This is a genomic window from Exiguobacterium sp. Leaf187 (assembly GCF_001423925.1).
Classification (GTDB): Bacteria; Bacillota; Bacilli; order Exiguobacteriales; family Exiguobacteriaceae; genus Exiguobacterium_A; species Exiguobacterium_A indicum.
The window spans coordinates 55,888-70,286 of the sequence record NZ_LMPR01000008.1 but is presented as its reverse complement, the minus strand read 5'-3'; the positions used below and the strand labels follow the sequence as shown (position 1 = coordinate 70,286).

Sequence of the window (14,399 nt, the reverse complement as noted above, 5' to 3'; positions counted from 1 at the left end):
GATGCTAGCTGAATTATCGATCAAACAATTTGCGATCATTGACGAGCTACAGATCGACTTTAAAAAAGGAATGACCGTCTTGACTGGGGAAACAGGTGCCGGTAAATCGATCGTTCTCGACGCGATCGGATTATTGATTGGTGGACGTGGATCCGCGGAATTCGTTCGATACGGGGAAGATCGGGCGGAGCTAGAAGGATTGTTTCTGATTGAAGACGACCATCTCGTCTATGATCTCGCAGAAGAGTATGGTATCGATATCGAAGATGGATTGATCATCTTACGACGTGATCTGTTCGCGACCGGGAAAAGTGTCTGTCGCGTCAACAATAAGCTGGTCACACTGACGATCTTACGGGAGTTCGGACGTGTCCTCGTCGACATGCACGGGCAACATGAACATCAGCATTTAATGGACAGTACGTATCATCAAGCGATTCTCGATGACTTCGCGCAAGAGACGATTGCACCGCTCCTTCAAGCCTACCAGTCCGGTTATCAAGCGTATGAAGAAAAACGGACGGCGCTGCAATCGCTCGCGCAAAGTGAGCAAGAACTCGCTCAACGGATTGATTTACTATCGTTTCAGACGGAAGAAATCGAAGGCGCAAAACTTCGAGCACATGAGGAAGACGAGTTGCTCGTCGAACGAAATCGTCTCGCGAATTTCGAGAAGCTATATGCGTCACTGAAGACAGCATACGATGCTTTGCATGATGAGATGCGCGGCATCGACTCTGTCGGAGACGCGATGCGTGAACTACAACAAGCATCAAGCATCGACGAACAGTTTTCGCAGCAGAGTGACGCGATCGCAAGCGCTTTTTATGGACTCGAAGAAGTCGGGTATGCGATTCGAGATCAACTTGAAACACTTGAGTTCGATTCCAATCGACTCGATGAGATCGAACAACGTTTATCCGTCTTTCAACAACTGAAACGAAAATACGGGGCGACGATCGAGGAAGTCATTGCGTATGGGGAAAAAATTCGAGTTGAACTTGATACGATGACGAATCGAGATGAACGGATTGAGCGCTTAAAAGCCGAAGTCGAACAGCTCGAAGTCGAATTGTTTGAGATAGGTGGGCGTCTGTCGCAACAGCGTCGAAAAGCGGCCGTTCAATTAAGCGAAGCGATTCATCTGGAGTTACGTGAGCTCTACATGGAAAAAGCGCGGTTTGAAATTCGTTTTCTTCAAGACGGAAAGACACCGATGCTACGCAAGAACGGGATCGATCAAGTGGAGTTCTTCATCATGACGAATGCGGGAGAACCATTCAAGTCGCTCGGAAAAGTCGCATCGGGCGGGGAGTTATCTCGTATCATGCTCGGACTGAAGTCAATCTTCTCGCGCTCGGTCGGAGTTGCTTCGATCATTTTCGATGAAGTCGATACAGGAGTATCGGGTCGTGTCGCACAAGCGATGGCTGAAAAAATCTATCGTTTATCGGTAGACGGACAAGTGCTTTGTATTACGCACTTACCGCAAGTCGCTTCGATGGCCGATCAACATCTCTATATTCGGAAAATCGAGGAGACGGATCGTACGACGACACAGGTCAACGTCTTGTCTCAGTCAGATCGAGGAAACGAACTAGGACGGATGATTTCCGGTGCACATATGACGGATTTGACGTTACGCCATGCCGAGGAATTGATGGATCAGGCGAAGACGATGAAAGAATCGCTTAAAAATGGGGTGTAAGGATTGATTAAAGTCGGGATAGCAGATGATAATCGCGAAATGGTCGAACTGATTCGCCAGCATATCTCTGCGCAAGAAGACATGGAAGTCGTTTGCGTCGCCTACAATGGCGAGAGTTGTCTCGAACGTATGAAAGAACATGAAGTGGATGTATTGCTTCTCGACATCATCATGCCTCATTTAGATGGGCTTGGTGTTCTCGAGGAGTTGATGAAGAAAAAGAAGAATCCTGCTGTCATCATGTTGAGTGCTTTCGGTAAGGATGAGGTCTCACAACAGGCGGTCACTCTCGGAGCATCGTACTTCTTACTTAAACCGTTCAGCATGGATCAGCTCGTTCAAAAAATTCGTCTCGTGACGCATCAAGGACAAGCACCGATCGTCGAAACGATTGATTTAAAAGTCGGTACGACACTGCGAGAAGTGGGGATTGCTCCGCATATTAAAGGCTTCACGTATTTAAAGGACGCTGTCTTAATGGTGCTAGAACGGGAAGATTTACTTGGATTGATCACAAAGGAACTCTATCCGACGATTGCGAAAAAACATCAAACGACGGCATCTCGCGTCGAACGAGCGATGCGTCACGCCATCAAGTCCGCTTGGAACGAAGGAATGCAACAGCACGAGCTCTTCAATGGTCGAATCGAACAAGAGAAAAGTCCGAAGAACTCGGAATTCATCTCGTATGTTTCAAGTCATATGAATCAAGAACAATCTGGTTAAAGGAAACACACCGTCTAATGGATAGACGGTGTGTTTTTAGTTCCGATCCCGCTCATAGCAAGCGATCAACACGCCGTTATCAAACGTGTGTCGTTTCGTGACGTTCCAAGTGAGGGGCGTCATTCCGTTGTCTGGAAATAGACGTTTACCAGAACCAACGATAACTGGATAGTGGATCAATCGAAGTTCATCGATCAGATCAGCTTCATAAAGCGTATGAACGAGTTGACTACTCCCCCAGACGTGAAGCGGTGGTCCGTCCTGTTGTTTCAAGCGTATTAGTTCAGAAGTCGGTTGATTCAAATATGTCGTCGGCTGCCAACGAATAGGTGGTGTATGACGCGTAGCAACATACTTCATGGCACGATCGGCAACTGGCCAGATATCGGCATGGAGTGGCCAGTAACTCGACCATTGCTCGTAAGTCGCGCGACCGAGTAACAGGGCGCAATCCTCTTGCATCCATCCACGGATGACCTGACCGATCTCAGGATGCTGAAATGGAGCAGTCCATCCACCGTGCTTGAAGTCGTTGCTCACATCCTCATTCTTTCCGCTCGGTGCTTGAATGACACCGTCTAACGATAGATGTTCGAATACGATGATTTTTCGCATGAAGGGTCTCCTTTCGATTACGATCTGCTTATAGCATACCGTAAAGCTAAAAATATATAATAGCGCTTGCAAATAAATATTGCATAAACTGAAATGTTTGTTATAATAAAGGTACCAAATGATTTGGCAAGACGTCAGATGAACGTCGAGTCGACAAGGACTCCGGAAATCCTGTTGATGAACATCATCTCAGAACGCCAACTGTAAATGGCTCAAGAATGCCGGACGACATTCTCTTGGTAGAAGTCGTACCAAGGTATCTTGTTCATTCTAGATGGGAAATCTCGAATGAATGGGAGCTTCCATGATTTCGAAGCTAGGGAAAAGTGGAAGGTAACGGATCGTCTAAAATGAAAAGTACAGTTCGTGAAAAGGAGTGTTGTCTAGCAGTGATTGTTAGCAACCGAATGTTTGACTGCTTCAAGCGGATGACATTACGCTCCACCTAGGTCCCGAGTACAGTCAGATGATGGAACTGAAACACCATTCTATCGTTAGCCCGATAGCCAGATCTGATTTCTTTCTACCTCTTCATTAAGAGGAACACCTAAGGTTTTGGAGTACACGAATAGTTCTAACTATGAGAGGAGTTCATCCGTAAGTGAAACCAATTTTATATGAGTAAAAGGTCCCGCGCTTGAAATGAGTTCAAGAGATGGGGACCTTTTTCTGTGTTCATTTTTTTTGATAGCGATCGGAGACTTTTCCACGTTTTCGATCGCGATAAAAGACATATCCTGCGACAAATCCAATGCCACCCATCGCAAGAATCAAACCAACGAGACCTTGCAATACATATACGTAAGCCGCATCGCCTAAGTATTTAAACGGCACTTGCGCAATTAGAAAAACACTATCACGCATGAGCTTAATACCAATCGCGCCGATGATGCCGGGGATTAATAATGAGAGCAAACCAATGATACGCATAGGACGCCACTCCTTTCCAAGCGTATTGTATCAAAAAATCGATCGTTCTGCGAATCGGGTTTGCTTCCCTATTTTATTCCGAGTACGATAGAAATGTAAGCAGTTTCAAAGGGGGAATTCATATGCATCATCTACTCGTCGTCGGGGCTGGTCAAGGGGGAACAGAAGTCCTGCATGCGTTTCAACGTTCACCATTATTAACGGTCATTGGTCTTGTCGATCCAAACATGGATGCGCCTGGGGTGGCGCTTGCACGGCGTGCGGACATTCGGATTGAAACGAACTGGTCAGCTTTTGAAGGAGCTGATGTCGATTTCATCATTGACGCTACAGGAGAAACTGGCGTACTTGAGCAATTGATTCATGATTTTCCGGGAGCGGCGGTCTTACCGGGTGAATTCGTCAGAGTGTTGCTTGAGCGATTGACTGAAAAAGAGAAAATGCTCGAAGCAATCATTCATTGTACGAGCGAGGCGATTTCCGTCGCCGATCAAGACGGACAGACGATGCTGATCAATCCAGCATATACGCGTATGACTGGTTTCACGGAGCGAGACGTCGTCGGAAAACCGGCAAGTGCCGATATCGGAATGCAGGAATCCGTTCATTTGAAAGTCTTGAATACGGGCGAGAACGTGCGGGATGTTCGCATGAAGATCGGGCAAGATCAACGTGATATCATCGTCAATGCGGCACCCGTCATCGTCGATGGACAAGTCCGCGGTTCCGTTGGGGTCATTCGGGATATTTCGGAAATGAAGGCACTCGCCAAAGAATTGAAGGCAGCGCGCCAAAAAATCCGGACGCTCGAAGCTAAATATACTTTTGACGATATCATCGCTGAGAGTGAAGCGATGCGCTTCGTCGTCGATCAAGCAAAGCTTGCGGCAACGATGCCCGTCAACGTCTTGATTCGCGGTGAATCCGGAACCGGCAAGGAATTGTTTGCACATGCGATCCATGCAGCGAGCGAACGTAAATATGAACAATTCGTCCGCGTCAACTGTGCGGCAATCGCACCGACGTTACTCGAAAGTGAACTATTCGGGTACGAGGAAGGCGCGTTCTCAGGAGCGCGACGTGGTGGGAAGCGGGGATATTTCGAAGAAGCACACGGGGGTTCGCTATTCTTAGATGAGATTGGCGAACTACCACTCGACGTCCAGGCCAAACTATTACGGGTGTTACAGGAAAATGAAGTCGTTCGCGTCGGTGGGACGAAGGCGATTCCAGTCGATGTCCGGATTATCGCGGCGACGAATGCGAATCTAGAGCAAAAGATCATCATGAATGAGTTCCGAGAAGATCTCTACTACCGGATCAATCGTTTACCGATTCACATACCGGCACTACGTGAGCGACCGGATGATATCGCACCATTGACCTTGCACTTACTCCGTAAATTGAATCAAAGTTATGGACGATCGGTCGGACGGATCTCAGATGATGTACTTGAAGCAATGAAGAAGCAACCGTGGAAAGGAAATGTCCGCGAGCTTGAAAATGTCATCGGTCGCGCGTTGATTTTTACGGATAAAACAGAAACCGTCTTACGAAAAGGTCATCTTCAGCTTGTCGTGCCACAAACAACGAAAGTCACGACGAGACAGAAAAAGGAAATCAAGCATTTATCGGACGAGATGTCACACGTCGAAGAACGGTTGATTCGGGAAGCGCTTACTGCCTTTAATGGCAACAAAACAGAAGCGGCGAAACAACTCGGAATTTCTCTTCGGGCACTTTATTACAAAGTGGAACGATTTAACATCTATTCGTGAAGCGCAAATTTTTGCGTGCAATATATTGCAAAAAATGCAAAAGCGTGCAAAATTAAAGACGTTCTTGCTTAACCTACCGTCTCTTTTGAATTGGCACGAAAATTGCTATTACTATTTATGTATGACAGGTGAGGGGGGAATACGGTGAGATTCAGTGAAATGGTCGAGCAGGCAGCTCGACTCGAAGATTCCGTCGTTGCGATTGCAGCTGCGGATGACGAAGAAGTGATGGATGCTGTCGCATTAGCAATTGAGAACGATTTAGCACGTTTTCATTTGTTCGGGGATGCGACACGGATTCAGCAGATGATTCAAAAACGAGCATTACGAGAGTCACAGTTCGTGATCACGCACACTTCTACATCACAAGAAGCGGCAGAGCGTGCCGCTCATGCCGTTCGCAAAGGGGATGCGAGCGTCTTGATGAAAGGTCTTGTTCCGACAGCAACGTTCATGAAAGCTGTCTTGAACAAAGAAACGGGTCTGCGTTCAGGGAATGTCTTGTCGCATGTCGCCTTGTTCGAAGTACCGGGGCGTGAATCAGCAATCGGATTAACCGATGCAGCGATTCACATCCAACCGACACTCGAAGACAAAGTAAAGATCATCGAAAACGGTGTCTCCGCCTTACGAGCGCTTGGATACGGCTTACCAAAAGTCGCAGTCTTAGCAGCTGTCGAAGTCGTCAATCCAACGATGCAGGCAACGATTGATGCCGCTCTGCTAACACAAATGAACCGACGTGGTCAAATCAAGGATTGCCTTGTAGACGGACCACTCGCACTCGACAATGCCGTAAATCTCGTCGCTGCCCAGCAAAAAGGGCTAACGGGAGACGTAGCAGGTCAGGCGGATTTACTCGTCGTTCCGCAAATTGAAGTCGGAAACGTCATCTACAAATCACTCATGTATTTCGCACATGCCTCGGTTGCGGCGATTCTCGTCGGAGCGCGGGCGCCAGTCGTTTTGACCAGCCGTGCCGATACAGCAGAAGCAAAAATGTACTCACTAGCCTTTGCGCTATTAAATGCCCAACAGACGAAAAAAGTAAAACAAACAATCTGAGGAGGAACTTAAAATGGTCGAAACAAACGTAGAGTCACGCTTCAGCATCTTTGAAACAATGGAGATGGAAGATTACGAACAAGTCGTTTTTTGCCACGATAAAGTATCAGGATTAAAAGCAATCATTGCGATTCATGACACGACACTCGGACCGGCACTCGGTGGACTTCGCATGTGGAACTATGCATCAGACGAAGAGGCATTGATTGATGCGCTCCGTTTATCAAAAGGAATGACGTATAAGAACGCAGCCGCTGGGTTGAACCTTGGTGGTGGTAAAGCGGTCATCATCGGCGATGCGAAGACACAAAAGTCAGAAGCACTCTTCCGGGCATTCGGACGTTACGTCCAGTCACTGAACGGTCGTTACATCACAGCAGAAGATGTCAATACGACAGTTGCAGACATGGATTACATCCACATGGAGACAGATTTCGTTACTGGTGTCAGCCCAGCATTCGGATCAAGTGGTAACCCATCACCGGTTACGGCATACGGTGTCTATCGTGGAATGAAAGCAGCGGCAAAAGAAGTGTACGGAACAGATTCACTTGGTGGAAAAACGATTGCGATCCAAGGTGTCGGTAACGTTGCCTTTAATCTATGCCGTCATTTACATGAAGAAGGGGCGAAACTGATCGTCACAGACATCAATCAAGAAGCACTTCAACGTGCAGAAGAAGCATTCGGTGCCTTGATCGTCGCACCAGAAGACATCTACAGTGTCGAAGCAGATATCTTCGCACCATGTGCCCTCGGTGCGACATTGAACGACGAGACGATTCCACAATTGAAAGTCAAGATCATCGCCGGTGCAGCAAATAACCAACTCAAAGAAGACCGTCACGGTGACATGCTCGAAGAACGCGATATTTTATACGTACCAGACTTCGTCATCAATGCTGGTGGTGTCATCAACGTTGCCGATGAACTCGATGGATACAACCGTGATCGTGCCATGAAAAAAGTTGAACTCGTCTACGATGCGGTCACGAAAGTGTTCGAAATCGCAAAACGCGATCATTTACCGACATACCGTGCGGCTGAGAAAATGGCAGAAGAGCGTATCGCAACGATGCGCAGTGCCCGCAGCCAATTCTTGCGTCGTGATAAAAACATTCTAGGATCACGTGGCTGATCAGAGGAGGATATCCATGAGCGAACGTATTTTAACGATTAATCCCGGTTCGACGTCGACGAAGATCGGTATCTTCGAAGGGGCGAACCAGGTGTTCACGAAGACGTTACGCCATCCAGCGGAGGCGGTCGGAGGACCGCTTCCAGCGCAGCTGGAGATGCGTCGTCATGTGTTACTCGAAGTATTGTCTGAAGAGCAGATTGATTTGAAAGCGCTTACTGCAGTCGTGGGTCGCGGAGGACTACTCCGGCCGCTCGTCAGTGGTACGTATGCCGTCAATCGAGAAATGCGAGAAGACTTACTCAGCGGTATTTTTGGCGTCCATGCCTCGAATCTCGGCGGACTCCTCGCGGATGAGATTGCTCGGACACTCGATATCCCATCGTTCATCGTTGATCCAGTCGTCGTTGACGAACTCGAGCCGATTGCGCGGATTACAGGCTTACCTGAACTTGAACGAAAGAGTATTTTCCATGCTTTGAATCAAAAAGCTGTCGCGAAGCGGTACGCGAAGGAAATCGGGCGTCCCTATGAGGAACTGCGCCTGATCATCGCACACATGGGCGGCGGGATTACGGTCGGTGCGCACCAAGAGGGGCGTGTCATCGATGTCAACAACGGGCTCGATGGAGAAGGACCGTTTTCGCCAGAACGCAGCGGATCGCTACCTGTTGGTCAACTAGTAGAACTATGTTATAGTACCAAGTATAAACTTGAAGAGATGAAGCGTCTGGTCGTTGGGTCAGGCGGACTTGTCGCGCACTTGGGAACGTTTGACGCGATCGAGATCGAACGCCGGATTGAAGAAGGCGACGAAAAAGCGGCGTTGTTATATGACGCGATGGCGTACCGGGTCGCAAAAGAGATCGCTGGTCAAAGTGCCGTCTTGTTCGGTCAGATCGACGCGATCATCCTAACAGGCGGACTTGCCTATAGTGATCGGTTGACGCGTGCGATCGAAGAACGCATCGCCCACCTCGGTCAAGTCGTACGTAGTCCTGGTGAAGATGAGTTGCAGGCGCTCGCAGAAGGAGTGTTGCGTGTCTTACGTGGGGAAGAAGAAGTTAAGGAATATGGAGGCGAACCAACATGGCTAGAGAATTCGACGTCGTTGTCCTAGGTGGCGGACCCGGTGGATATGTCGCCGCGATCCGTGCGGCACAAGCCGGGAAGTCGGTAGCAATCGTGGAACAAGGAAAATTAGGCGGGACATGCTTACATCGTGGCTGTATCCCATCTAAAGCCTTTTTGAAATCAGCAGCAGTCTATCAGACGGTCAAACACGCTGCTACATATGGCGTGGACGTACCGGAATCGTTTTTACGATTCGAACAGGTCAAACAACGTAAACAAGAGATCGTAGATGGATTAGAAGCAGGCATTCAGCACCTGATGAAAAAAGGAAAGATTGAAGTCTTTCATGGTCGGGGTTCGATTCTTGGACCAAGTATCTTTTCACCGATGCCGGGAACGATCAGCGTCGAACCGGAAGAAGGCGAAGGTGAGTTGATCCTTCCGCGTCAATTGATCGTCGCGACAGGGTCACGTCCACGTCCATTGAACGGACTTGCTTTTGATTCAGAGTATGTCCTCAGTTCGGATGATGCACTCGATATGGCAGATTTGCCAAAATCGATCGTCATCATTGGTGGTGGCGTCATCGGTGTCGAATGGGCATCGATGTTGACGGATTTTGACGTCGCAGTAACGGTCGTTGAATTCAGCGATCGGATTTTACCGACGGAAGATGCGGCAGTCAGTCGTGAAGTCGCCCGTCAACTGAAAAAGCGGGGCGTCAAGATTCATACCGGCGCAGCTGCACAAAGTGACACATTCCGGATGTCAGAAGACGGTGTCTCGATCGCGATTGACCGTAATGGAGAACAAACGACGCTTGAAGCGGATAAGTTGCTCGTCGCGATCGGTCGAATGGCGAACGTCGAAGGCATCGGGATCGAAAACACGAATATCGTCGTCGAAAATGGCTTCATCCAAGTAGATGACCATTTCCGGACGAAGGATCAACATATCTATGCGATCGGAGATGTCATCGGTCGCTTACAACTGGCGCACGTCGCGTCAGCAGAAGGTGTCAAAGCGGTCGAGGCGATCGTCCACGGAACGACGACACCACTTGAATATGCGTTCGTACCACGTTGTATCTACAGCGTACCGGAAGCGGCATCGGTCGGTTTGACGGAAGACGAAGCAAAACGTGCCGGAATGGACGTCAAGGTAGGGAGCTTCTCGTTCAATGGATTAGGGAAAGCGCGGATCGAAGGAGAGGCGGCAGGCTTCATCAAGCTCGTCTCCGATGCGAAGACAGATGATCTCGTCGGCGTTCACATCGTCGGACCAAAAGCAACGGAACTGATCAGTGAAGGTGGATTAGCGCTCGTACTCAATGCAACGGCATGGGAAGTCGGACAGCTCGTGCATCCGCACCCGGCCTTGTCAGAAGCATTCGGTGAAGCAGCACTTGCCGTCGACGGACTCGCGGTTCACGCCTAAGGAGGAATTACGGATGGAAAAAATAGAATTCAAAGAATTAGTAGAACTCGGATTAACGGAACAGGACGCGATTCAGATGTTCGAAACGATGGTCCGTGCGCGGAAGATCGACGAACGGATGTGGAAGTTGAACCGAGCGGGTAAAATTCCCTTCCTCGTCTCATGTCAAGGACAAGAAGCGGCTCAAGTCGGTGCAGCGTTCGCCCTTGAAAAAGGAACGGACTACATTTTGCCGTATTACCGGGATTTAGGCGTCGTCTTACACTTCGGTCAAACGTCACGCGATATCATGCTGTCGGCATTCGCAAAGGCAGAAGATCCGAACTCAGGTGGTCGTCAAATGCCAGGACACTACGGTTCACGTGCCTTGAACATCGTCACGGGTTCAAGTCCGGTCACGACACAAGTCCCACATGCTGTCGGGATCGCACTTGCTGCGAAGATGCGTAAGGAACCACTCGTTGCTTACGTCTCGTTCGGAGAGGGCTCTTCAAACCAAGGAGACTTCCATGAAGGGGCGAACTTCGCCGGAATTCATAAACTCCCGGTCATCTTGTTCTGTGAAAACAATAAATACGCGATTTCGACACCACTTTCGAAACAGCTGTCGGCGAAACACGTCGCTGATCGGGCAATCGGCTACGGAATGCCTGGCTATACGGTAGACGGCATCGATCCACTCGCTGTCTATAAGGTCGTCAAGGAAGCACGCGAGCGCGGATTACGGGGAGAAGGTCCGACCTTGATCGAAGTTGAAGTCGAACGCCTCGTGCCACACTCATCCGATGATGACGATAAATCGTACCGTTCTGCTGAAGAACTCGATGCCTTAAAAGCACGTGACGGGATCAAACTCTTCCGTGCGCGTTTGATTGAAATGGGCGTCCTGACGGAAGAATCAGCGACTGAAATCGAACAAGCGATGGAGAAAGAAGTCGACGAAGCAACGGCTTATGCGGAAGCAGCAGCTTACGATGCGCCAGAAAATGCATTACGTTACGTGTACGACGAGGAGGAAACGAAATGACGACGTTAAGTTTAATCGAAGCGATCAATAGTGCAATCAAAGAAGAGATGGAACGCGACGAGTCCGTCTTCATCCTCGGCGAAGACGTCGGTGTCCGTGGTGGTGTTTTCCGGGCGACACAAGGATTGCTCGAACAATTCGGAGAAGAACGGGTCATCGATGCACCACTCGCTGAGAGTGCGATTGCCGGTGTCGGAATTGGAGCTGCGATGTACGGCATGCGTCCGATTGCTGAAATGCAATTCGCTGACTTCATCATGCCAGCGGTCAACCAAATCGTCAGTGAAGCAGCGAAGATTCGGTACCGTTCGAACAATGACTGGACGTGTCCGATCGTCATCCGCGCACCGTTCGGCGGCGGTATTCACGGGGCACTTTATCATTCTCAGTCGGTCGAAGCGATGTTCAACTCGACGCCTGGTCTGAAAATTGTCATCCCATCGAATCCATATGACGCAAAAGGATTGCTAAAGGCAGCGATTCGTTCGAATGATCCGGTCTTGTTCTTTGAGCACAAACGAGGCTATCGTCTGTTAAAAGGGGATGTTCCTGAAGGCGACTATACGGTCGAAATCGGTAAAGCAGACGTCAAGCGTGAGGGTGAAGACGTGACAATCATCACTTACGGACTATGTGTTCATATGGCACTTGAGGCAGCAACACGCCTTGAAAAAGACGGAATCGATGTCCACATCCTTGACTTGCGGACCGTCTATCCAATCGACCGCGAAGCAGTCGTCGAAGCAGCGAAAAAGACGGGGAAAGTCTTGCTCGTCACGGAAGACAATAAAGAAGGTAGCGTCATGAGTGAAGTGTCGGCGATCATTGCAGAAGAAGCATTGTTCGATCTCGATGCACCAATCGAACGACTCTGTGGTCCAGACGTCCCAGCGATGCCATACGCTCCGACGATGGAGAAGTTCTTCAACATCTCAAGCGAGAAAATTGAAGATAAAATCCGGACGTTACACGCATACTAAGGGGGAACTGACCGATGAAGACTGAAACACTTACGATGCCACAACTCGGGGAAAGTGTTACTGAAGGAACGATTTCGATGTGGCTCGTCAAACCGGGCGATACTGTCAAAAAATATGATCCGATTGCAGAAGTCATTACCGATAAGGTAACGGCAGAAGTCCCATCTTCGTTTGATGGTGTGATTGAAAAACTACTTGCAGAAGAAGGCGATACGTTGCAAGTCGGTGACGCGATCGTCACGATGCAAGTCAGCGGCGGATCAACGGAAGTCGCGGCGACTGAACAAGAAGTGCCAGCTGTCGAAGAGACGACGTCGGCTGATACATCGATGAAAAAACGCTATTCACCAGCGGTCTTGAAATTATCAGGCGAACACGGCATTGATCTTGAACAAGTGACGGGAACGGGAGCGGGCGGCCGGATTACCCGGAAAGATCTCTTGAAATTGATCGAGTCTGGATCGATCCCGACACCACAAGCAACGGAACCAAAACCGGAAGCGCAAGCGGCTCCGGTAGCGCCTCCGGCAGAAGCACCACCCGCACCAAAACGTCCGGTCATTGCACCACAACCGACGGAAACAGGCGACATCGAGATTCCGACTGCCGGTGTGCGTCAAGCAATCGCTTCGAACATGGTTCGCGCGAAGCACGAAGCGCCACATGCTTGGTTGATGATCGAAGTCGATGTCACGAACTTGGTCGAAGCACGTAATCGTCATAAAGATGCGTTCTTCAAACAAGAAGGGGTCAAATTGACGTTCTTACCATTCTTCATGAAGGCGACAGTCGAAGGATTGAAGAAACATCCAATCATGAACTCGACATGGGCGGGAGATAAGATCATTCAAAAGAAAGCGATCAACCTATCACTTGCTGTCGCGACGCAGGACGCTCTGTTCGTACCAGTCGTCAAGAATGCGGATGAACTAAGCATCAAGGGGATCGCACGCGCGATTGATGACTTCGGGAAACGGGCACAAGCCGGCACGTTGTCGTCTGCAGAGATGCAGGGCGGGACGTTTACGGTTAACAATACGGGCTCATTCGGTTCAATCCAATCAGCACCGATCCTTAACTTCCCGCAGGCGGCGATTCTATCCGTTGAATCAATCGTCAAACGTCCAGTTTGGGTGAACGGCATGTTTGCAGCACGCGACATGGTCAACCTCTGTATGTCGATCGACCACCGGGTGCTCGACGGACTCGTTGCCGGACAGTTCCTACAAACTGTCAAACAAGCGCTCGAATCGATTGATCCGAACCAACTTTCCTTATACTGAGTTTTTCCAGTTGACAGGGAAGAAGAAGCATCGTAATATAAGAATCAATTCAACACACGATAGCAAAGACGAAGAGAAGTAACTTGTGAAACGATTCAAGAGAGCTGATGGGTGGTGCGAATCAGTATCGGGCAACAAGCGAATGGCCTTCTGAGCTTCAGACCGAATCCCTTCAATGGGTAGTAGGCTCTGACGGGTTCCTCCCGTTATCGGGGTCGACGAATCAGGACAACGGTCCGGTTCGTTTCAAAGGGGACGGTGTCAGCATCGTCAACGAAGGTGGTACCGCGGGTCTTCCCGTCCTTCATGTTCTACATGAATGGGCGAGAAGACCCTTTTCGTATACAATCGAATCGAACAAATCGTAGAGTGAGTTAAGTAGCGAGACAACATCGGCGTTTCAGAGAGCGGAAGAATGGTGCGACTTCCGTACGGCGAGGTTTCGTGAATGGTCTCATGAGAGCGTGGCTGAACGAAGAAGTAGGTCGCGACGGATGCCCCCGTTATCGTAGGCTATGATGTCTCTTATTAGACGCATCAGACAGAGTGGGAACGGTCGAACCGTTCCAATCGAGAGGTGGCACCGCGAGATAATCGTCCTCCATGCAGCATACGCTGTGTGGGGGACTTTTTTATAT

12 protein-coding genes and 2 other annotated features are annotated in these 14,399 nt (G+C 49.3%); of the genes, 10 read left to right on the top strand and 2 right to left on the bottom strand.

Features of this window, described 5'->3' with window-relative positions; all coding sequences use genetic code 11:
• Position 1 precedes the first annotated feature (1 nt).
• Both recN and spo0A read left to right on the top strand, forming a co-directional pair.
• Positions 2-1,708, top strand: coding sequence for a DNA repair protein RecN (recN, locus tag ASF99_RS02710; protein WP_055966852.1), 1,707 nt, complete (start codon positions 2-4; stop codon positions 1,706-1,708).
• Between the two features lie 3 nt (positions 1,709-1,711).
• Positions 1,712-2,434, top strand: coding sequence for a sporulation transcription factor Spo0A (gene spo0A, locus ASF99_RS02705; protein WP_023467588.1), 723 nt, complete (start codon positions 1,712-1,714; stop codon positions 2,432-2,434).
• 36 nt (positions 2,435-2,470) lie between these two features.
• On the opposite strand, the gene ASF99_RS02700 is transcribed toward spo0A, so the two are convergent.
• Both ASF99_RS02700 and ASF99_RS02695 read right to left on the bottom strand, forming a co-directional pair.
• Entirely contained in the window at positions 2,471-3,049 is a 579-nt protein-coding gene (locus ASF99_RS02700; protein ID WP_055966849.1) for a dihydrofolate reductase family protein, read from the bottom strand.
• A 675-nt stretch (positions 3,050-3,724) separates the two neighbouring features.
• The gene (locus ASF99_RS02695; protein WP_023467590.1) at positions 3,725-3,979 is read right to left on the bottom strand and encodes a DUF2627 family protein; all 255 of its coding nucleotides are present in this window, start codon (positions 3,977-3,979) and stop codon (positions 3,725-3,727) included.
• A gap of 122 nt (positions 3,980-4,101) precedes the next feature.
• Between ASF99_RS02695 and ASF99_RS02690 the strand changes: the two genes are divergently transcribed.
• The 8 genes from ASF99_RS02690 to ASF99_RS02655 all read left to right on the top strand — a co-directional run bounded on the left by ASF99_RS02690 (position 4,102) and on the right by ASF99_RS02655 (position 13,761).
• Positions 4,102-5,757, top strand: a complete 1,656-nt coding sequence (locus ASF99_RS02690; protein WP_023467591.1) for a sigma-54-dependent Fis family transcriptional regulator — start codon at positions 4,102-4,104, stop codon at positions 5,755-5,757.
• Between the two features lie 144 nt (positions 5,758-5,901).
• Complete coding sequence (gene yqiS / locus ASF99_RS02685) at positions 5,902-6,822, top strand: phosphate butyryltransferase (protein WP_041255026.1); 921 nt, start codon at positions 5,902-5,904, stop codon at positions 6,820-6,822.
• A gap of 13 nt (positions 6,823-6,835) precedes the next feature.
• A complete protein-coding gene (locus ASF99_RS02680; RefSeq protein ID WP_023467593.1) occupies positions 6,836-7,960 on the top strand; it encodes a Leu/Phe/Val dehydrogenase in 1,125 nt (374 codons plus the stop codon).
• A 16-nt stretch (positions 7,961-7,976) separates the two neighbouring features.
• Positions 7,977-9,080, top strand: coding sequence for a butyrate kinase (buk, locus tag ASF99_RS02675; protein ID WP_055966846.1), 1,104 nt, complete (start codon positions 7,977-7,979; stop codon positions 9,078-9,080).
• The gene (gene lpdA / locus ASF99_RS02670) at positions 9,050-10,471 is read left to right on the top strand and encodes a dihydrolipoyl dehydrogenase (RefSeq protein ID WP_023467594.1); all 1,422 of its coding nucleotides are present in this window, start codon (positions 9,050-9,052) and stop codon (positions 10,469-10,471) included. Before buk ends, lpdA begins: the two co-directional genes overlap by 31 nt.
• A gap of 13 nt (positions 10,472-10,484) precedes the next feature.
• A complete protein-coding gene (locus ASF99_RS02665) occupies positions 10,485-11,498 on the top strand; it encodes a thiamine pyrophosphate-dependent dehydrogenase E1 component subunit alpha (RefSeq protein ID WP_023467595.1) in 1,014 nt (337 codons plus the stop codon).
• Positions 11,495-12,478 (top strand): alpha-ketoacid dehydrogenase subunit beta, encoded by a 984-nt coding sequence (locus tag ASF99_RS02660; protein ID WP_023467596.1) that lies wholly within the window; start codon positions 11,495-11,497, stop codon positions 12,476-12,478. The genes ASF99_RS02665 and ASF99_RS02660 overlap by 4 nt, the downstream gene beginning before the upstream one ends.
• Before the next feature lie 14 nt (positions 12,479-12,492).
• Positions 12,493-13,761, top strand: a complete 1,269-nt coding sequence (locus tag ASF99_RS02655; protein ID WP_023467597.1) for a dihydrolipoamide acetyltransferase family protein — start codon at positions 12,493-12,495, stop codon at positions 13,759-13,761.
• A gap of 56 nt (positions 13,762-13,817) precedes the next feature.
• Positions 13,818-14,069, top strand: a binding site (T-box leader).
• 48 nt (positions 14,070-14,117) lie between these two features.
• Positions 14,118-14,366 (top strand) — a binding site (T-box leader).
• The last annotated feature ends 33 nt before the right edge of the window (positions 14,367-14,399 follow it).

What these genes read in the sequence shown, in the direction of transcription:
- recN (WP_055966852.1), top strand. Translation starts at nt 2, where the DNA reads ATGCTAGCTGAATTATCGATCAAACAATTTGCGATCATTGACGAGCTA.
- ASF99_RS02700 (WP_055966849.1), bottom strand. Translation starts at nt 3,049, where the DNA reads ATGCGAAAAATCATCGTATTCGAACATCTATCGTTAGACGGTGTCATT.
- ASF99_RS02695 (WP_023467590.1), bottom strand. Translation starts at nt 3,979, where the DNA reads ATGCGTATCATTGGTTTGCTCTCATTATTAATCCCCGGCATCATCGGC.
- ASF99_RS02690 (WP_023467591.1), top strand. Translation starts at nt 4,102, where the DNA reads ATGCATCATCTACTCGTCGTCGGGGCTGGTCAAGGGGGAACAGAAGTC.
- ASF99_RS02680 (WP_023467593.1), top strand. Translation starts at nt 6,836, where the DNA reads ATGGTCGAAACAAACGTAGAGTCACGCTTCAGCATCTTTGAAACAATG.
- buk (WP_055966846.1), top strand. Translation starts at nt 7,977, where the DNA reads ATGAGCGAACGTATTTTAACGATTAATCCCGGTTCGACGTCGACGAAG.
- lpdA (WP_023467594.1), top strand. Translation starts at nt 9,050, where the DNA reads ATGGCTAGAGAATTCGACGTCGTTGTCCTAGGTGGCGGACCCGGTGGA.
- ASF99_RS02665 (WP_023467595.1), top strand. Translation starts at nt 10,485, where the DNA reads ATGGAAAAAATAGAATTCAAAGAATTAGTAGAACTCGGATTAACGGAA.
- ASF99_RS02660 (WP_023467596.1), top strand. Translation starts at nt 11,495, where the DNA reads ATGACGACGTTAAGTTTAATCGAAGCGATCAATAGTGCAATCAAAGAA.
- ASF99_RS02655 (WP_023467597.1), top strand. Translation starts at nt 12,493, where the DNA reads ATGAAGACTGAAACACTTACGATGCCACAACTCGGGGAAAGTGTTACT.